This window comes from Colwellia sp. E150_009 (assembly GCF_053543955.1).
The window spans coordinates 16626-36097 of the sequence record NZ_JBHFOM010000020.1 but is presented as its reverse complement, the minus strand read 5'-3'; the positions used below and the strand labels follow the sequence as shown (position 1 = coordinate 36097).

General features: G+C 37.4%; 15 protein-coding genes. 5 read left to right on the top strand and 10 right to left on the bottom strand.

Annotated features, from left to right (window positions below):
• Positions 1 to 114 precede the first annotated feature (114 nt).
• Positions 115 to 1437, top strand: coding sequence for an exodeoxyribonuclease VII large subunit (xseA, locus tag ACE1OF_RS10595; protein WP_448894362.1), 1323 nt, complete (start codon positions 115 to 117; stop codon positions 1435 to 1437).
• A 9-nt stretch (positions 1438 to 1446) separates the two neighbouring features.
• Here xseA and ACE1OF_RS10590 read toward each other — a convergent pair whose 3' ends face one another.
• The 10 genes from ACE1OF_RS10590 to ndk all read right to left on the bottom strand — a co-directional run bounded on the left by ACE1OF_RS10590 (position 1447) and on the right by ndk (position 13054).
• Complete coding sequence (locus tag ACE1OF_RS10590; RefSeq protein ID WP_448894360.1) at positions 1447 to 2130, bottom strand: flagellar brake domain-containing protein; 684 nt, start codon at positions 2128 to 2130, stop codon at positions 1447 to 1449.
• A 175-nt stretch (positions 2131 to 2305) separates the two neighbouring features.
• A complete protein-coding gene (gene der / locus ACE1OF_RS10585; protein WP_448894358.1) occupies positions 2306 to 3814 on the bottom strand; it encodes a ribosome biogenesis GTPase Der in 1509 nt (502 codons plus the stop codon).
• A 149-nt stretch (positions 3815 to 3963) separates the two neighbouring features.
• Entirely contained in the window at positions 3964 to 5214 is a 1251-nt protein-coding gene (gene bamB, locus ACE1OF_RS10580; protein WP_448894356.1) for an outer membrane protein assembly factor BamB, read from the bottom strand.
• A gap of 14 nt (positions 5215 to 5228) precedes the next feature.
• Positions 5229 to 5885 carry a YfgM family protein gene (locus ACE1OF_RS10575; RefSeq protein ID WP_448894354.1) on the bottom strand — a complete coding sequence of 219 codons (657 nt, stop codon included), beginning with the start codon at positions 5883 to 5885 and terminating at the stop codon, positions 5229 to 5231.
• Between the two features lie 23 nt (positions 5886 to 5908).
• Positions 5909 to 7189 carry a histidine--tRNA ligase gene (hisS, locus tag ACE1OF_RS10570; protein ID WP_448894352.1) on the bottom strand — a complete coding sequence of 427 codons (1281 nt, stop codon included), beginning with the start codon at positions 7187 to 7189 and terminating at the stop codon, positions 5909 to 5911.
• Positions 7190 to 7553: 364 nt separating this feature from the next.
• Positions 7554 to 8684 (bottom strand): flavodoxin-dependent (E)-4-hydroxy-3-methylbut-2-enyl-diphosphate synthase, encoded by a 1131-nt coding sequence (ispG, locus tag ACE1OF_RS10565; RefSeq protein WP_448894350.1) that lies wholly within the window; start codon positions 8682 to 8684, stop codon positions 7554 to 7556.
• A 31-nt stretch (positions 8685 to 8715) separates the two neighbouring features.
• Positions 8716 to 9699 carry a RodZ domain-containing protein gene (locus tag ACE1OF_RS10560; protein WP_448894348.1) on the bottom strand — a complete coding sequence of 328 codons (984 nt, stop codon included), beginning with the start codon at positions 9697 to 9699 and terminating at the stop codon, positions 8716 to 8718.
• Entirely contained in the window at positions 9700 to 11112 is a 1413-nt protein-coding gene (gene pilW, locus ACE1OF_RS10555; protein ID WP_448894347.1) for a type IV pilus biogenesis/stability protein PilW, read from the bottom strand.
• A gap of 77 nt (positions 11113 to 11189) precedes the next feature.
• The gene (locus ACE1OF_RS10550) at positions 11190 to 12362 is read right to left on the bottom strand and encodes a bifunctional tRNA (adenosine(37)-C2)-methyltransferase TrmG/ribosomal RNA large subunit methyltransferase RlmN (RefSeq protein ID WP_448894346.1); all 1173 of its coding nucleotides are present in this window, start codon (positions 12360 to 12362) and stop codon (positions 11190 to 11192) included.
• A gap of 260 nt (positions 12363 to 12622) precedes the next feature.
• Complete coding sequence (ndk, locus tag ACE1OF_RS10545) at positions 12623 to 13054, bottom strand: nucleoside-diphosphate kinase (RefSeq protein ID WP_242283980.1); 432 nt, start codon at positions 13052 to 13054, stop codon at positions 12623 to 12625.
• A 448-nt stretch (positions 13055 to 13502) separates the two neighbouring features.
• Between ndk and ACE1OF_RS10540 the strand changes: the two genes are divergently transcribed.
• From ACE1OF_RS10540 to ACE1OF_RS10525, 4 genes are all read left to right on the top strand, one after another.
• Complete coding sequence (locus ACE1OF_RS10540) at positions 13503 to 14924, top strand: solute carrier family 23 protein (RefSeq protein ID WP_448894344.1); 1422 nt, start codon at positions 13503 to 13505, stop codon at positions 14922 to 14924.
• A 12-nt stretch (positions 14925 to 14936) separates the two neighbouring features.
• Complete coding sequence (locus ACE1OF_RS10535) at positions 14937 to 16562, top strand: acyl-CoA synthetase (protein ID WP_448894343.1); 1626 nt, start codon at positions 14937 to 14939, stop codon at positions 16560 to 16562.
• Between the two features lie 166 nt (positions 16563 to 16728).
• On the top strand, positions 16729 to 18741 hold the full coding sequence (locus tag ACE1OF_RS10530; protein ID WP_448894342.1) for a cache domain-containing protein: 2013 nt from the start codon (positions 16729 to 16731) through the stop codon (positions 18739 to 18741).
• A gap of 20 nt (positions 18742 to 18761) precedes the next feature.
• Positions 18762 to 19463 carry a response regulator transcription factor gene (locus ACE1OF_RS10525; protein WP_448894341.1) on the top strand — a complete coding sequence of 234 codons (702 nt, stop codon included), beginning with the start codon at positions 18762 to 18764 and terminating at the stop codon, positions 19461 to 19463.
• Positions 19464 to 19472 lie beyond the last annotated feature (9 nt).

The following is a 19472-nucleotide window of genomic DNA, read 5'->3' as shown; positions in this document are numbered from 1 at the left end:
TTTAGTTTAAAGCACTAATAATTTCAGTCACGAGTGCAAAAAAATGCCCTAAATATTTATCATCGCGATATACTGTCTCTCAAATCCTTTTTTACTTATTCATTAAAGCTCTTTATGACGACACAACATATTCTTCAAGTAAGTGAACTCACTCGAAAAGTTCGTTTAATTTTAGAAAGTCAACTAAATACTGTGTGGTTAACAGGTGAAATATCAAATTTTGTTGCCGCAAGCTCTGGGCATTGGTATTTGTCATTAAAAGATAACAAGTCACAAGTACGCTGCGCAATGTTTAAAGGTAACAATCAAAAAACACTTATTTCTCCACGAAATGGGCAACAAGTGTTAGTTCGAGCCAAAGTTTCTTTGTATGAACCTAGAGGTGATTTTCAACTTATTATTGAGCAAATGGATGACGCAGGCGAAGGGTTATTGCGCCAACAATACGAAAAATTAAAAAATAAACTTAACGCACTTGGGATATTTTCTCCTGCTCATAAAAAAACTATACCATCGCATATTCAAACGGTTGGAGTAGTTACCTCTCCAACTGGCGCGGCAGTGAAAGACATTTTAACGGTTATGAATCGCCGAAATCCTACTATACGCGTAATCATTTACCCTGCTTTAGTACAGGGGGAATACGCTAGTAACGATATATGCCATGCCATTGCCTTAGCGAATAGCCGCAACGAGTGCGATGTACTCATTGTAGGCCGAGGTGGTGGCTCGTTGGAAGATCTTTGGTCATTCAATGAAGAGTGTGTTGTACATGCTATTTATGATTCTGTCATTCCTGTGATCAGTGCCGTTGGCCATGAAGTTGATACAACATTAAGCGATTATGTTGCCGACTTACGCGCAGCAACCCCTTCAGCAGCAGCTGAACTAGTGTCAAGTGACCGAGATGAACTACTGCAAAAAGTCATTCTGCTTTCTCAACGTTTGAATAACGCTATAAATAGAAAAAATACAAATTTAAATCAGCAACTTAGCTATTTTCAGCATAGGTTAGCGCAAGTTCATCCTGAGCAACAATTACGTAGTCATCAGCAAAAATCTGATGAGCTCAACCAGCGCTTGAAACAAGCAATTGCGCGAACCATAACACAAGCGCAATATCAATCAGAGCAACTTCAACAACGATTATTACGCGTATCTCCCAGTAAAAAGATCAGTATGCAACAAATTCATATACAACAATTAACACAAAGATTAATTAATGCTAAACAAAATAGTTTACTGCATAAAAGTGATTTATTTGTACATTTAATAGAACAATTAAATTTGGTAAGTCCATTAGCTACTATTGCTAGGGGGTATGGAGTTATTCGTGACGCCGATAATAAAGTGATAAATTCGTGCAGCCAAGTAGCAACTAACAACGAAATAAGTGTTCAAGTTGCTGACGGTTCATTCAAAGCAACGGTTATCTAGTAAATCATACTATTCTTTTGCTGTAATGGTGCTTAACAGCAATTGACTTACTTGCTCGTTGCTTTCTGCATCAAACATTACACCAAAAGACAAGCCATCATTTTGCTGTTTTAAATTACAAACCGAGCCAATTAATTTTAAATTATCACCGCCTTGTTCATCTTCCACCACAATTTCAAGAGATTTTTTTTCAGACAGCACCAATTTCTCACCATTAACAATATTCAACTGACAACCATTAATTGAAAGATTAGTTATCGTTGTTTGCCAATAGTTCTCATCTACTTTTACTTTCGCATTAATATCGGTTTCTATGCGGATGGATGCTCGCAAGTTTTGTAAACCAACAGTACGAGGGAAATCTAATACCAAAATACGCGATGGCATTTGTAACGTTTGCTTAATAGTACTAACAAAAGCAACAACAGCTCCTTCATGCCCTTCAATCAATCCACGAACGGTAATCGTAGTACCTTGAACTAAATGCTGAGAAAACTTACCTAGCTTACCAGAATCAGGAAATTGAATTAATATATATTTCTTAGGAAGATAGCCTATAAATGTGGTTCTAAATTTACCACGTTGCCCTGCAGGCGTTGCAATATCAATAGTGACCAATGAACCTGCATGCAATAATGCTAAATTACGGTCTAAGCGTGTAACCGTATCAATATCCGTTGGTTTTACAGGCATAGGTGTACTTCCCTTAAGGTATATCAAATAACACTAGCCAAATGAGGGGGTAAAAGCAATCATTTTCAATGATGGATCAACTACGAGTAGCAAGAAAAGCACTGAGTCGTGAAAGAAGAATAAGACTTCAAAAACTCATCTGCAAGTCGTCTTTTACTCAACACTCGTAATAAGGTTATTTATTATCTTTATTATAACCTTGCGTTGCTCTCGCCATTTTCTTTTGCTCGGTAAAAGTAAGCTTTTTCTTGCCCGCAAATGGGTTAGATGTTTCTCTAAATTCTATGCGAATCGGCGTACCCATTATCTTCAATGATTTACGGTAATAATTCATTAAATAACGTTTATATGAACTAGGTAATTTTTTCGCTAAATTGCCATGTATTACAATAATAGGGGGATTATAGCCGCCAGCATGTGCATATTTCAGCTTAATACGACGCCCTTGATGCATAGGTGGTTGGTGATCAAATACCGCCATATCTAATATTTTAGTCACCATCGCAGTAGAAATTCGCTTAGTTGCACTAATAAAGGCTTCTTCAACCGACTCATATAAATGGCCTACGCCTGTACCATGCAATGCTGATATAAAATGGATTTTAGCAAAATCAATAAAACCTAAACGTCGGTCTAATTCTGTTTTTATACGGTCTTTAACATGATCATCCAACCCATCCCATTTATTAACCGCTAACACTAGCGATCGACCCGATTCAAGAATAAAACCTAATAAGCTTAAATCTTGATCCGTAATGCCTTCACGAGCGTCAATAATCAATAAACATACATTGGAGTCTTCAATAGCACGCAAAGTTTTAATCACAGAGAATTTTTCTACAACATCCGTAACATTTTTACGGCGACGAATACCTGCAGTATCAATTAAGGTATAAGAACGGCCATCGTGCTCCATCGGAATATAAACACTATCGCGAGTAGTTCCTGGAGCATCAAATACCACAACACGTTCTTCACCCAATATACGATTAGTAAGTGTTGACTTACCTACATTTGGTTTACCAATAATGGCAAGTTTTATCGTATCATTTTCTTTAGGTGCTTCTGCTACTTGCTTTGCTAACTCCGCCTCTGATAGCTCAATATCAAGTTCATCATTAGTGTAGCCATCAAACTCATCATTAAGGGAGCCTGCATTATCACCTTCAGTTTTAGGTTGACCTAACGCTTCAATGTGCGGTGTTAAGGCTAATGTTAGTAGCTGTGTAACACCACGACCATGAGCAGCAGCGATTTGGTGGACTTCTTCTCCCAAGCTTAAAGCATAAAACTCTGCCGTGGCAGAGTCAGCATCAATTCCGTCGACTTTATTGGCAACTAAAAATATTTTTTTATCTTGTTTTCGCAAATAATCAGCAATGCCAAAATCGGCCGACGTTAAGCCATCTCTCGCATCCACTAAAAAAAGTACCGCATCGGCCTCTGCAACAGCCATCAATGACTGTTCTGCCATCAATGCATCTATACCTTCTTCATCACCATGTATTCCGCCCGTATCAATAACAATAAAGGGGTGCTCTTCAACTTCCGCCTTACCATATTGACGATCACGAGTTAAACCTGGGTAATCTGCAACTAAGGCATTTCTAGAGCGCGTTAAGCGATTAAATAGTGTTGATTTACCAACATTTGGACGCCCAACAAGGGCAACAACAGGAAGCATGAAAACCTCAAAATTCTATAGTAAACGATGGATTAATTTGTAAAGCTAAACAGTACAAAAATCAAAAGTACAAAAACAAGTAACGGCTCCACATGCTATTGCATTGGAGCCGTATATAATTCTAGTATAAAAACTAGTTAGCGGTGAGCTTATTGCTCCACTTTTAAAACTTTAGGTGTTGCAATTGCTTGCAAATCACCATCACGTGATTGACTATATATAATATTATCAACCACTGTTGGCGTAGCGTGAATGCCGCTGCTATCAACTTCGTGACGAGCAACAATCTCGCCCGTTTCTTGGTCTAACCAATGCAAATAACCTTCAAAATCACCTACAACCACATAACCATCAATAATAGCTGGGCCCGTTACACCACGATTAGCAAGCTCTAGGTTACTCCAACGCTCAATGCCGTTAAGTCGATCAATGGCATAAACATGACCACGCACATTCGTTAAGAATATAGTATTACGGTAAATTGAAATTTGACGGTAGGAAGAATATTGACGTTTCCACAGAATACGGCCACTTTTAAGCTCAATGGCAACTAAATTTCCTCGCGATGAAACAGCATAAACTTTATCACCAAAAACGACAGGAGCAGAATCTACATCAATAACACGTTCAAGCTCTGTTGAGCCTGTAGGCTCGCCCACTTCAGTTGACCAACCTTGTTGACCACTATCTAATAAATAGACGTTCACGCCACCTTTGCCAGTACCTACTAACACACCACCTGATGCTAATACAGGTGCACTAATACCCCGTAACGTTAGTGCTGGTACATCTTGCTCTATTTTCCATAACTCTTTACCGTCATCAACATCCATGGCTTTCATTACACCAGAAGCTGAATTGACAACAACAATACCAGAATCGATCGCAGGGGTATTGATCACTTCCCCTTTAATGTTCGCTTGCCAAGATAATTTGCCATTTTCTGCGTCTAACGCAAAAATTTTGCCGTTTTCACTACCTATAAATATTTTATTTAACCCTGCAGCTGGGCCACCAGAAAGTAAAGCTGGAATACGGCTATCCCAAAAACTACGTTCATTTTTAACATCGCTTAAATCTGTTTCCCAAAGCGTTTTTCCTGTTTTTAAATCAAAAGCAATAACATCACCCGCACGATTGGCGCTATAAACTTTGTTATAAGCAACAATAGGTTTTAAACGTGAAAAATAGTCATCAATACCATCGCCAACACTTTCTTCCCATAAAACGTCTGGTTCAAATTTTGGTTCAAGCTCTGTCAGTTCTGCGGGTAATTCACTGATATCTTCATCATCAGTTGAAGAACATGCATGTAAAAAAAACGAAAATAAAAGTACAGAAAATACTTTAACATATTGACGAAGCAAACCACTGCCTATTTGTTTTTTAGAAAAAAGCATTAAACAACCTTATGTTACTTAGTAACTGGAATAGCAGCAGTTATATTAACAGCTGTAGCCAAATCATCTAACTTCATTTGTAAATTTGGACTACTGGCTAAACCGTCAGCATCAATAGCAGCTTGATAAGCATTACGCGCCAATTCTTTTTTACCTTGCAATAAATAGGTATCACCTTTTATTTCTTCAATCGCTGCACGAAAAGATTCAGGTAAGGGCTGAGCCAATGTAGATAATGCTTGCTCATATTGTTCTTGCTGAATTTGTACTCGTGCTAAACGTAAGCTAGCAATAGCCTTAATACCATCACTTGGGGCACTGTTAATTGCTACCGTCAACTGGGCTTGTGTATTTTTCCAATCTTTGTCAGTTGCAAACTCTTTTGCTAAAGCTAGTGCAGTAAGAGATTCATAACTTGTGCCTGCATTTTCATTAATAAATTTTTCAGCATTTTGAGCAAATGTGGCTTTATCATTAACACTTGCCTCTATTAATGTTTGATAACTATCTGAAACCGCAAGTTCCTCTTCAAGCTTACTGTCCTTATAGACATTAAAACCAATAAAACCGGCAAAACCCAGCGCAATACCTGCAATGATCATATTGCCATTTTCGGCCCAATAGCCTTTAATTGCTTCTACTTGCTGCTCTTCTGTTTGATAAATTTCCACTACATCACCTTGACTAAAAACTTTTACATTAAATTACTTAATAAACTTGGCATTTTTTCAAATGCCACACTTTGTTGTTCTTGTTGTACGCGCAAATATTTTACCATAACACTTTGCTCAGCAATTTCATCATCACCTATTATTAACGCGACTTGAGCGCCCGACTTATCGGCACGCTTTAATTGTTTTTTCATGTTGCCGCCACCACAATGGCATTGTAAACGAATATTAGGTACTTGATCGCGCCATTGTTCTGCTAATTGATTCACTTTAATTTGAGCGTCATCACCTAAAATAACGACATACGCATCAACTTGTGAACGAACATTGGCAACCGCTTGGCTATTGCTTAACATCAAGACCAAGCGTTCAATACCTAAAGCAAAACCAAAACCTGGGGTTGCTTTACCGCCAAGTTGTTCAACTAAACCATCGTAACGACCGCCAGCACAAATAGTACCTTGCGCACCAAGACTACTCGTAACCCACTCAAACACGGTGCGATTATAATAATCTAAGCCACGAACTAATCGTTCATTTAATACATAGTTAATGCCTGCAGCATCTAAACGTGCACACAAGCTATCAAAATGTTGCTGTGTTTCTTCACCAAAATAATCTGACAATTTAGGCGCACCTGTTAACACTTCTTGCACTTGTGGGTTTTTACTGTCTAACACCCGTAACGGATTAGTATGCATTCGGCGTTTAGAATCATCATCTAATAAAGCTTCACGCTCAGTTAAAAAACTGACTAATGCTTCTCTGTAATTAGCTCTTTCATCGTTACTACCTAATGAATTCAACTCTAGTGTGACAAATTCATTGATACCAAGTTCCCGCCATAAGCGAGAAGTTAGTAAAATAATTTCCGCATCAATGTCAGGTGTCGCAATACCAAAGGCCTCAAGGCCAAATTGGTGAAATTGACGATAGCGCCCTTTTTGTGGTCTTTCATGACGAAACATAGGCCCCATATACCAAAGGCGCTGCTCTTGGTTATATAAAAGTCCGTGTTGAATACCTGCACGCACACAGCTTGCCGTTCCTTCTGGACGTAATGTTAAACTGTCACCATTTAAATCATCAAAGGTATACATTTCTTTTTCAACAATATCAGTGACTTCACCAATAGAGCGTTTAAATAATGCTGTTGATTCTACGATTGGCATACGAATTTCTGCAAAACCGTAGTTGCTCGCCACACGTCGCAATACTGATTCTACCATTTGCCAGATATTCGTTTCGCTTGGCAAGCAATCATTCATTCCACGAATTGCTTGTAGCGCTTTATTTTTAGCCACGTTTTCTATCTCTCTTTTTAGTTTCTATTCTAGGGTCTGTTGACCTTTCATGTTTAAATTTTGTTCGAATTAAATGCTTTTTGATCGCGGCGCAAGGAATGTAGCATAGTTGTTCTATGTAAATTCCTTGCAACAATGAGCAAGAAGCATTTAAACGAATCCGTAGGACAGCGTTTATTAGCCATTTCTACTTCGTTATCGCTTATTAGAGTAGAACAACTACACAACATAAGCTCTGCCTTGTATAAAAGGCTAATAAACTGCTGCAAAAATAATCAGCAAAGATCAACAGACCCTATTAAAATTCATTGATTTTATGCTGCGCGCATTATACCGAATATCAATTGATTCTCAAACGAGAGAATTAATCGATTGATTTAAAATCAATTTTATTACTTTGTGCGAAACGCACTTCTATGGCTTGTGCTTTTGCTCGAATTCGTTGTTCAAGTTGGTCAACTAAATCGGTATTATCGAAACGTTCTTTTTGTCGAATACCATCTAAATAAAAGCCACTTTTTTTATTGCTACCTGTTAGACCTAAGTCAGAGACCATCGCTTCACCAGGCCCATTGACTATACAACCAATAATAGAAACATCCATAGGAGTCATAATGTCTTCAATACGTTGTTCTAACGCATTAACGGTGGCAACCACATCAAACTCTTGACGAGAACAGCTAGGACAAGCAATTAAATTAATGCCTCGACTGCGCAGTTTTAATGATTTTAAAATATCAAAGCCAACCTTAATTTCTTCCACGGGGTCAGCCGCTAAGGAAATACGTAAGGTATCACCAATGCCTTGCGCTAATAATAAACCTAAGCCAACTGAAGATTTTACTGACCCCGAACGCAACCCACCAGCCTCAGTAATACCAAGATGTAGTGGATTATCTATTTGCTTGGCTAATAACTTATATGATTCTACAGCAAGAAAAACATCGGAAGCTTTTACACTGACTTTAAACTGATTAAAATTGAGCCTATCTAGAATATCCACATGGCGCATCGCCGATTCAAGCAAAGCTTGAGGCGTAGGCTCTGTATATTTTTCTTGTATATCCTTTTCTAAGGAGCCACCATTAACACCAATGCGTATTGGAATGTTTTTATCTCGAGCGCATTCCACTACACTACGAACGCGATCTTCTCGTCCGATATTACCTGGATTAATTCGCAAGCAATCCACTCCGTATTCGGCAACTTTTAACGCAATACGATAATCAAAATGAATATCAGCTACAAGTGGCACATTCACTTGCTTTTTTATCTCTCTAAATGCTTCTGCAGCATCCATCGTTGGTACACTAACACGCACAATATCTGCTCCAACCGCTTCAAGCGATTTAATTTGTGCGACGGTAGCTGCTACATCAGTCGTTTCAGTATTCGTCATTGATTGCACTGTAATAGGTGCATCGCCACCAACAGGCACATTACCCACCATAATTTGGCGAGATTTTCGGCGAATAATTGGAGATTCTTTAAACATAATTTTTCTTACAGGTTTCTTTATGAATAGTTTATAAATTTAACGGTAAAGTGAACTTAGCAATATTTCCCTTACTGAACATAGACATATCTACAGGTTCACCATCAAATACTATGCTTGCTAATTCAGGCTTCCCGAGCGTGATTTTTAATGGTGCCGCACCGCTAATGGTCATAACATAACCCGATTTTTTTACTCCCCATGCAATGCGTTCTCCTGTAGCATCGAAAATATTAACCCAACAATCACCTGAAAAAGTAAAAACTGCGGTGCTAACATTGGCAATAGGTTGTTCATCTTCGTTAGAAAGCGTATTGGTAATTTCTTCTTCAAGTATCTCTGCAAGTGGTTCAACTGCTGTTAAATTACCATTGTTTTGGCTTGCCTGTTCCGGACTTGTTAACGGTTCTATTTGTTCTGACGCAGCCTGTTCCTTTATTGTTTCTGTACTTGGTAAATTATTATCAGGAGATAACTCTTCAGACTTATTTTCTTCATTTTCTACACTTACTGAAGGTGTAGATAATACGGGAGTTGTGAGTTCACTTGAGATTTTTTCATCAACAGATTGTTTAGGTTCTTGCTGCCACCACAGTACCATCAAACCACACAAAATGGCGACTATAAAATAGCTAAACCACATTAATCGGCTATGTTCAGCTTGTTTCTCTGTTAAATTAGAGAAACTTTGCATTTCGCTACGTTGAACTTCTGCTACACCAAGCATGTCATAAGCGTTCAGTACTTCCTTAGCATCAACATTAACTAGTTTTGCATAACTGCATAAATAACCACGATTATAAGTTGCGGGTAATTTCTGATTAAACAAGTCTTGTTCAATATTTTCCACTAAGCTTGTTTTAAACTTTAATTTTTTGGCAACATCCTCAGTGGTAAGCGATAGGTTTTTTCTCGCTTCACTCAACATTTGGCCTGGGCCAACTATCTCTATGTCTTCACTTAGCTCATCAGATTGTTTATCTTCACGAGACGATATTATTGATTTATTATTCATTTACTGATTTACCAATTTAGGGTTTTCTAAAAAAATTATATCTTTAATATGAAGATTTTTATTTTTAGCAATTTTGTTCCATCGACGTAATGCATTTATTTTTACATTATATTTCACCGAAATGCTATACAAAGTATCACCTGCACTAACTACGTGAAAGTCAGGGAAATTTTTAGATTCAACATATTCTTCAGTCGGTTGTTCTGATACCGCTTTTATTTTAATAGCTTCTTCTGCGTTTTTCTCTGCAATCATGCTTTCATCTGACATTTGCTCTGGTTGTTCTGGCTTAGACACATCAAGGAGCACCATTGTTTTTTTCGCAGCCACAACCGTATTTTGACTACTTGCTTCAGAAGCTGGTTGGTTAACTTCATTTACCCGTTGCTTTACTCTTGTTTGCTTTTCTTTAGTCTGATTCTGTTGAACAGCGTCTAACTGAGTAGTCTCAGCCATTACTTGCTTACTTTTCTGTTTTGATGCAACACCCGATGCAGGGCGTTTAATTTTAGGGGCTACTTTATTTTCTTTTTTTGGTGACAATTTCACGGTACGTTTTTTAGGGCTAGACGGTAAATTAGCCTCTTGTGAATTTTGGTATCTTTGAGCTAAATTGTCTGCCTCTATTAATTCCAATTCATTAAGCAGGTATTGTTTAGCTTCCCACGATTGAGGGTACATTTTTACTAACATGGTACCATAATTTTTTGCGACACTGCGTTGCCCAAGTTTATGATGTACTTTATAAGACAAGGCTAAAGATTGAGGACTAAAACGACGCGTTACTTTTGAAAAGCGTTGTTCAAACAGTTTAGCCTGCTGGTAATCACCCATGGCATATTGTAACTGCACCATTTGCAATAACGTAGAAGCACTACTAGGGCTGTGCAAAATAGCTTTATTCAAATATATTTCAGCCTTGCTAAAATCATCTATTTGTAAAAAACAAGACGCTAGGTTGTCATAACTTTTAGCCACTAAAACATAACTGGGTACTGCAATTGCTTTTAACAATTGTTTTTCTGCTTCCTCGACTTTATTTTTTCGACATAAATACACCCCATAATTATTTAGGGTGTCTGCATCATCACTTTTGATAGAAAGCGCCTTTTCATAAGAATCAATTGTTTGTTCGTCTTCACCTACCGTTTCATAATAGTGTGCAAATGCGGTATACACTTGAACCATATTGGGTGCAAAGTTTTTCGCTTTTTCTAAGTTTTGTTTAGCTTGGGACATATTTCCCATTTTCAGATAACCTAATCCTAACGAAATACGTGTGGCTGCCATATCATCTCTATTCGATTGATTTTGTACAACAGGCGTATTGTCATTTTCGTAACTTTGTGTAACACAACCAGATAAAAGCATCGGCAAGGCTACAAAAGCAGTAAAAATAGCTCGTTTTGTCATTAAGTATTTATCCATAATATGCTGAACTTGCTTTATTAATGTCACTTTTATGATAATGGTATTTGATAATAGCGCGATCAGAGTATCTTTACCGATATTTCGTCAGCTTTCATCTGTTTTTTTTGTGTTATAGCATTTTGTTGTAACTGCGTGCGTTTTGTTCGGTCTAATACGTCTCCAGCTAATTGTCCGCAAGCAGCGTCAATATCTTCTCCTCGCGTTCTTCGTGTTATCACCGTTAAACCATAACTCTGCAAAACTTTATCAAAGCGATCAATACGTGAATTACTTGGGCGTTTATAAGGAGAGCCAGGATAAGGATTGAAAGGAATTAAGTTAATTTTACTGGGTAAATCTTTTAAAACATGAGCTAACGCGTGTGCTTGTTCGGTAGAATCATTCACATGGTCGAGCATGACATATTCTATTGTTGCTTGTTTGTTTGCCTTTGAACCGTCAATATAACGCGCCGCCGCTGCTAAAAACTCTTCTAATGGGTATTTTTTATTAATGGGAACTAACTCATCACGCAGTGTATTATCTGGTGCGTGAATAGAAATAGCCAAAGCACAGTCAATTTTCTCTTTTAGCATATCTAACGCAGGCACAACACCCGAGGTACTTACCGTAACTCGACGTTTTGAAAGACCATAACCTAAATCATTCAACATGGTATCAAGGGCTGGAATTAAGTTTTTCATATTCAGTAACGGCTCGCCCATTCCCATCATAACAATATTGGTGATGGGCCGTTTACCTGTTATGCGAGTTGCCCCAATATCATTCGCTACACGCCATACTTGACCGATTATTTCAGCCATTGATAAATTACGATTGAAGCCTTGCTGAGCAGTAGAGCAGAAAGTACACTCAAGAGCGCAGCCTACTTGTGAAGAAACACATAAAGTAGCGCGATCATTTTCTGGTATCCATACGGTTTCAACTTCTTGACCGCCTTCTAACACAAGTGCATATTTAATTGTGCCATCGCTAGAGACTTGTTTTTGTGATATTTCAGGTGATTTAATTTCACAATATCGTTGTAATTTTTCGCGCAGCTTTTTATTTAAGTTTGTCATTTGCTCAAAATCAGAATAACCGAAATGATAGATCCATTTCATTATTTGATCTGCTCTAAAAGGCTTTTCACCTAGGGATGAAAAGTAATCACGTAACCCTTGATGGTCAAGATTCAATAAATTTACTTTAGCGCTTTCTTTGACACTTTCTTTAACGATAGGGTCGCTCATATAACAAACTCTCACAATTTATACGAAAAATAGGGAAGATACCGATGCAAATTGTACGCTTTTTAAGCTTAACTCGCAATTTTACACTTTAACTTAAAATGCAAAAAGGATTTTACTGATAACTCAGCAAAATCCTTTAAATTTAATTCATTACTTAATCAATGCACACCAAATAAATGCTAGAAAGCTTCACAGAGCGTATGGAAATACATGAGTAAAGTTCGCAGCACAACTATAACTGTGCAAAGAGTAACAATGAATTAACGAGTGCGTGGACAAATCTCATCATCAGAGAAGAAATAAGCAATTTCACGTGCTGCAGATTCTAAAGCATCTGAACCGTGACATGCATTCTCATCAATTGAATCTGCATAATCTGCACGTAATGTACCAGCTAACGCGTCGCTTGGGTTAGTAGCGCCCATGATTTCACGATTTTTAAGAACAGCATTTTCGCCTTCTAATACCTGCACCATTACAGGGCCAGACGTCATAAACTCAACTAAAGCACCAAAGAAAGGGCGCTCACTGTGTTCTGCATAAAAGCCTTCTGCTTTTTCTTTGCTTAAATGTAACATTTTAGAAGCAACAATTTTAAGACCCGCAGTTTCAAAACGGTTGTAGATTTGTCCAATAACATTTTTTGCTACTGCATCAGGTTTTACGATAGAAAAAGTACGTTCGATAGCCATGATAAGCCCTTTTTAATAAATTTAATAAATAGTTTAAGTGTAATTTAATAAATACCAAACCATCAGAAATCAAAAACAATCGGTACCTACAAATTTTGGCGCGATTATAAACGAAAAAAGTGTAAACTTCTAATATTAAGCACTCAAATTATGCAAACTCTCCATATATTTTTTTCTGGTCCTTTAGTCGTATACATCGAACATAAAAATAACAACGCATTACATTTAAAACGATGAGAATCGCTGACTAAAAAATTTTTCACCTCCTCTGCAGAGCAAGCAAACTGTCACATTTCTTTTTCTTACCAAAATAGCCCAAGATTTTTCAAATTTTTTCAGCCGAATTCATGATAGTTGGTTGTTACATTTGGTCACATTGTCGAAAAAATTCTGAAATACTTTCATAGTTCACTGCGCGGTAAAATTAAAAACAAAAATAGGAAGATCTATGCAATTTATTAAACGTGTACATGGGCAAGAACAACCTTATTGGCCAGCCGGCCCCTTTAAAATTAGATTACCTTTTATTCATTACCGCTGGGAATTACCAGAAATGATACAAGGGTTTTTCATGTTCGTGGTTGGCTTAGCCATGATCCCTTTACTTGAAAGCTATTTAGGTATGCCCTATGAAGCAGCATTAGCTTTCACCTTTATTGCTGGTATTGGTTATATTTTACCCGCATTGCTCGGTGTACCTTTAGTACCCGGTTGGATAACCCCTGCTATACCGGTTGTATTACTGTATTTAAAAGGTTTTGAACCAGGTCCTGAAGCAATTAGAGCGTTGTTTGCCTTGCAAATTGAAGTCTCTATTATTTTTCTAATTTTAGGCGCTACCCGACTAGGCTCTAAGTTAGTTGACGTCATTCCAAATTCATTAAAATGCGGCATAATAATTGGGGCAGGTATGGCAGCAATGATGGGAGAGCTCAAGGTAGGTGGACGTATTGACTCAACGCCTATTTCATTAATTGTTGGCTCTATCATTTCAGCCTATATTTTATTTTCACTGTCTTTTAAAAATGTTATCAACGAAAATTCTTTAGCACGTAGAATTGCTAATTTCGGTATGGTACCAGGAATGATCATAGCGATGCTCGTTGGCTGGACTGTAGGTGAATATCCATTACCTGAAATAAAATGGGGCATTACTAATCCTGATTTTTCTTTGATGTGGCAATACTTACCTTTTACAGTAGGTTACCCTGACTGGGAAGTATTTTTGCTAGCTATCCCAACCGCTTTAATTGCTTATGTTATTGCTTTTGGCGATATTTTAGTTGGCTTCACTTTAGTTAATCGTGTTGACCATATTAGAGACGATGAAAAAATTGAAGAAAATGTTGACCGTGTGCATTTAGTTACCGCAATTCGTAATGGTTTTCACGCATTTTTAGCACCATGGCCTGGACTCGCAGGGCCATTATGGACTGCAGCACACGCCACCGTTGCTGAGCGATATGCAATGGGTCGAAAGTCTATGGAATCAATTTATAGCGGTGGTGGTACTTTTTGGATGAGCGGTTTACTCGCGTTATTGGCATTACCTTTAGTTACTTTATTTAAACCAGTATTACCCATTGCACTCTCTCTTACGTTAGTTCTTACTGCTTACATCTGTATTATGGTAGGTATGGAACAATTAAAAAGTTCTACAGAACGAGGAGTTGCAGGTATTGTTGCAGTTACATTAGCCATGCCCGATCCTAAATCCACTATGTATGCTGTGTGTATTGGTGTCATACTTTATTTTCTCATTGAACGACCTAGATTGATGGGTAAGCATAATAGCAAAGATAACATCATATTTGCTGATGGTGAGCAGAAAGAAGTCGCACTATCTACTGGCAATAAAACACTAAAATAGGGAGAAATCCAAATGAGTACCATAAACATTTTTGAACAATATTTAGATCCAAATGAAGCAAATTATATGGCGTTAACCCCCATTTCTTTTTTAGAGCGGGCAGCATTTGTGTATCCAGATAAAATTGCAACAATTAATGGAAATATTCGCCACACATGGTTGGAAGTATTCCAGCGCTGTACACGTTTTGCTAGTGCTTTGGCAAAACGGGGAATTACTCGAGGTGATACTGTTTCAATAATAGCCCCCAATATTAGTGAACATTTTGAAGTTCACTTTGGTGTACCCATGAGTGGTGCGGTACTCAACTCAATAAATACTCGCCTTGATGCTGAGGCCATTGCTTTCATACTGGTACATGCTGAAACCAAAGTACTCATCACGGATAAAGAATTTAGCCCCGTTGTAAAAAAAGCACTACGGATGATTCCACATAAACCATTAGTGATTGATATTGATGACCCTCATTTTAATGAGGGCCAGTTAATCGGCTCAGTAACCTATGAAGAATTACTTAATGAGGGCGATAGCGATTATCAGCCATTAAGACCAGTTAATGAATGGGATGCCATCTCCTTAAATTATACTTCTGGCACAACAGGTGATCCTAAGGGCGTAGTTTATCATTACCGTGGCGCATATCTAAATGCAGTCAGCAACGTCATGTCATGGGGAATGACAGAACACCCTGTTTATTTATGGACACTACCTATGTTTCATTGCAATGGCTGGTGTTTTCCATGGTCAATTGCCGCAACAGCAGGCACAAGTGTTAGTTTACGCCATGTACGCGCTGAACCTATATTTGATTTAATAAAAACAGAAAATGTAGGGTATTTTTGTGGTGCCCCTATTGTATTAAATATGCTTAACGGCGCAGACGCATCATTAAAGGCGGGTATCAATCATACTGTAAAAGTAATGACTGCTGGCGCTCCACCGCCAGCTTCAGTGATAGAAGGTATGGAAGAGACAGGCTTTAGCGTTACTCACACCTACGGTTTAACCGAAACCTATGGACCTTCTGTTGTTTGTGCTTGGAATGACAAATGGAATAAAGAAGATGCAGAACAACAAGCTAGATTAAAGTCTAGACAAGGAGTGCGTTCTCCAATGCTTGATCAATTAATGGTAGCAGATCCTGAAACCTTAGTGCCCATGCCAAAAGATGGTAAATCGGTTGGTGAAATTTTTATGCGAGGTAACTTAGTTATGAAGGGGTATTTAAAAAACCCTTCAACGACTCAATCGGCATTTGAAGGCGGTTGGCTACATTCAGGAGATATTGCAGTTTGGCATAGTGATGGATATATTGAGATAAAAGATCGCTCTAAAGACGTTATTATTTCTGGCGGCGAAAATATTTCTAGTGTTGAAGTAGAAGATATTTTATATCGTCACCCTAAGATTCAAGAAGTTGCGGTTGTTGCTAAAAAGGACAATAAATGGGGCGAAACACCTTGCGCATTTATTACACCAATGCCAAATACAGATTTGACAGAGCAAGAAATAATCAGCTTTTGCCGAGATAATATGGCACATTTTAAAACACCAAAAACCTTTGTCTTTGGTGAGTTACCAAAAACTTCAACAGGAAAAATTCAAAAATATGTATTACGTAAACAAGCAAATGAGTAGGTAAATAAAACTCTACCTAATAGTAGTGACTCAACCATTTCCTTCCACTACTATTTTTGGGCTAGCTTCTTGTTAGCCCTTTTTTTATAATTGTCCTTTTATCTTTCATTCATTGAATTTTGCAATTCATTTTCTTAATTCTAGTAGTGTTACACACAGGTGATGAATGTTTTTACAACAAAAACTATCCCGCACTTTCTTTTCTGTTATCACTTCTATTTTATTAGTGTTACTTATTAGTATCTATTGGTACTCAGTGCCCCTAATTAACAAAGATGTTTATCAAATTGAAAAAAATGCTAGTCGCTTAGTGTTAAACAATATTTTTGAATTAGCCAGCAGTATGCAACTAGATTTAAAACCAGGTAAAGAAGCCGCTGTGCAACGATTACGCGAAATTATCAAAAAAAGTGTTGTGGCAAAAACAGGGTATCTTTTCATTTTTGATGAACAAGGTCATATGCTGCATCACCCCAACCCAAACATTAATGGAACCAACGCCCAACAACTTAAAAATGGGCAAACAGGTAGATATATATTACAAGATTTGATGGCTGTTGCAGACACGGGTAAAGAGCTTGAATATAAATGGGATAAACCTGACGATCCAAATAACTATCGTTATAGTAAATTATCTTTAGTGCGTCATTTACCTGAATTAGGTTGGTATATTTGTTCTTCGGTTTACATAGATGAATTACAAAGTAGCGGTAAACTACTTAGCCAACGAATCTTAACCATTGGTTTTATTGCTTTTATGTGCGCAATTTTCTTAGCTTTAATTTTTTCATATTGGGTCACCAAACCAATAAATGCGCTTGCTTTACTTGCAAAAAAAGTCAGTCAAGGCGATTTAACCGTAACCAGTGGCATATCACGTAGTGACGAATTAGGCATTTTAGGCAAGTCATTTGATGATATGGTAAAGCAAATGCGAGAAAATATAGAAATGCTCGATTTAAAAGTGGCTTCTCGTACTAAAACTTTAGCCAAAACCAACACACAATTACAACAAGCAATGACTGAAAGCCAACAGGCACAAAAACAATTGGCTCAAATACAACACATTAATGCCATAGGACAACTTGCTGGCGGTTTAGCTCACGACTTTAATAATATATTGACGATTATTCTGGGTAATCTGCATGCGGCTCAACAAGATAACCAGCATAATGAAGCGCTACTACTACGTTTGCTTCCCGCAATAAAAGCCTCACGCAAAGGTAGTGATATTACTAACCGTTTATTGGCCTTTTCAAGACGACAATATTTAATCCCTTGCAAAGTAGATATTAGCGAATTAGTTAATGAAACAATTGATCTATTAAAGGGATCATTACCCAGCAAAATAACAATTAATACCAATTATTCAAATAAACAACTCACAGCTTATGTTGATGCTAATCAACTAGAAAATTGCTTAATTAATTTAGTTTTAAATGCAAAAGATGCCATGCCAAACGGCGGTGAAATTAGCATTACAGTCAGTAAAAGAACGGTAAATGACATATTACAATTTGATGAATGTGTTAAATTTGGAGACTATGTTGATATTACTATTTTAGATAATGGTTCAGGGTTTTCAGAGCAAGCGATTAATAAAGCATTTGAACCATTTTTCACCTCTAAGGCCACTCACCAAGGTTCTGGTCTTGGTTTGAGTATGGTTTTTGGGTTTATTAAACAATCTAAAGGTTATATTCATATTGCCAATCAAGAAAACAGTGGAGCCAAAATATCATTATTATTGCCTTTACTTGCTTATGAAAAAAACGAGGTAACATCAAAGGCCTCAATACGGGGCAATAGCGAAATATCCAAAGAAACAAACTTCTCAAACAAGCTAATTTTGTTAGTTGAAGATGACAACGATGTCCGTGCTATTATTAGAGAGCAATTAATCTCATTTGGTCTTAATGTTATAGAAGCAAATGATAGTGATGAAGCAGAACAACTTATTGAAACTATAAATGACTTATATGGTATGGTTTCGGATATTAGCATGCCCGGCAATAAAGATGGCTTTGAGTTGGCTGCTCTATTAAAATGCCGCTCACCAAATTGTAAAATTGTGCTCATGAGTGGTTACTTTCAACAAAAGAACAAACCGAATGAAGATGTGCCTATTTTGTTAAAAAAACCTTTTGAAGCAAATAAATTATTTCAAGCATTACAATAAACAACGAGGTAATGACTCTTGTGAACACAAAACCCTTAATTTACGTCATCGATGATGAGCCAGAAATATGTAACTTGGTTTGCCAAGAACTTAACCGCTATAACTTTAATACAAAAGCCTTTTGTACAGGTGAGCAAGCCTTATTAGCAATAAAGAAACAACTGCCATCACTTTGTATTATTGATCTTGGTTTACCTGATATGGATGGTTTATCACTGGTCAAAGAGCTTTTTGATGATAAAAAAACGGGTGTTATTATTTTATCTGGCCGAAATAGCTTACCCGATAAAGTATTAGGCTTAGAATTAGGGGCTGATGATTATATTAGTAAACCTTTTGATCCTAGAGAGCTTGTTGCCCGGGTTAAAAGTATTATTCGTCGTGTTGTAGTGAATGAACTACCAAGAAAAACATCCCATACAGCTAGTTTTGGTGACTGGACATTTGAGCAATCCACGCTTACGTTAAATAACAAAAAAGGTGAAAGTTTCATGCTAAGCGCTGCTGAAGCTGAAATATTCATGATATTACTCAAAGCACCACGACAAATTTTATCACGAGAGCGTTTACTGAGCGAGGATGCGACATCTTTTGATCGAAGTATAGATGTTAGAATGTCAAGATTAAGAAAAAAGATAGAACAAGATCATAAAAACCCAAAGATAATCAAAACAGTATACGGTGCTGGCTATATTTTTACATTAGAAGTTACTTGGCAGTAATGAATATTA

Coding starts and splice junctions, on each gene's coding strand:
- xseA (WP_448894362.1), top strand. CDS start 115: ATGACGACACAACATATTCTTCAAGTAAGTGAACTCACTCGAAAAGTT.
- ACE1OF_RS10590 (WP_448894360.1), bottom strand. CDS start 2,130: ATGCCTGTAAAACCAACGGATATTGATACGGTTACACGCTTAGACCGT.
- der (WP_448894358.1), bottom strand. CDS start 3,814: ATGCTTCCTGTTGTTGCCCTTGTTGGGCGTCCAAATGTTGGTAAATCA.
- bamB (WP_448894356.1), bottom strand. CDS start 5,214: ATGCTTTTTTCTAAAAAACAAATAGGCAGTGGTTTGCTTCGTCAATAT.
- ispG (WP_448894350.1), bottom strand. CDS start 8,684: ATGTTTAAAGAATCTCCAATTATTCGCCGAAAATCTCGCCAAATTATG.
- ACE1OF_RS10560 (WP_448894348.1), bottom strand. CDS start 9,699: ATGAATAATAAATCAATAATATCGTCTCGTGAAGATAAACAATCTGAT.
- pilW (WP_448894347.1), bottom strand. CDS start 11,112: ATGACAAAACGAGCTATTTTTACTGCTTTTGTAGCCTTGCCGATGCTT.
- ACE1OF_RS10550 (WP_448894346.1), bottom strand. CDS start 12,362: ATGAGCGACCCTATCGTTAAAGAAAGTGTCAAAGAAAGCGCTAAAGTA.
- ndk (WP_242283980.1), bottom strand. CDS start 13,054: ATGGCTATCGAACGTACTTTTTCTATCGTAAAACCTGATGCAGTAGCA.
- ACE1OF_RS10540 (WP_448894344.1), top strand. CDS start 13,503: ATGCAATTTATTAAACGTGTACATGGGCAAGAACAACCTTATTGGCCA.
- ACE1OF_RS10535 (WP_448894343.1), top strand. CDS start 14,937: ATGAGTACCATAAACATTTTTGAACAATATTTAGATCCAAATGAAGCA.
- ACE1OF_RS10530 (WP_448894342.1), top strand. CDS start 16,729: ATGTTTTTACAACAAAAACTATCCCGCACTTTCTTTTCTGTTATCACT.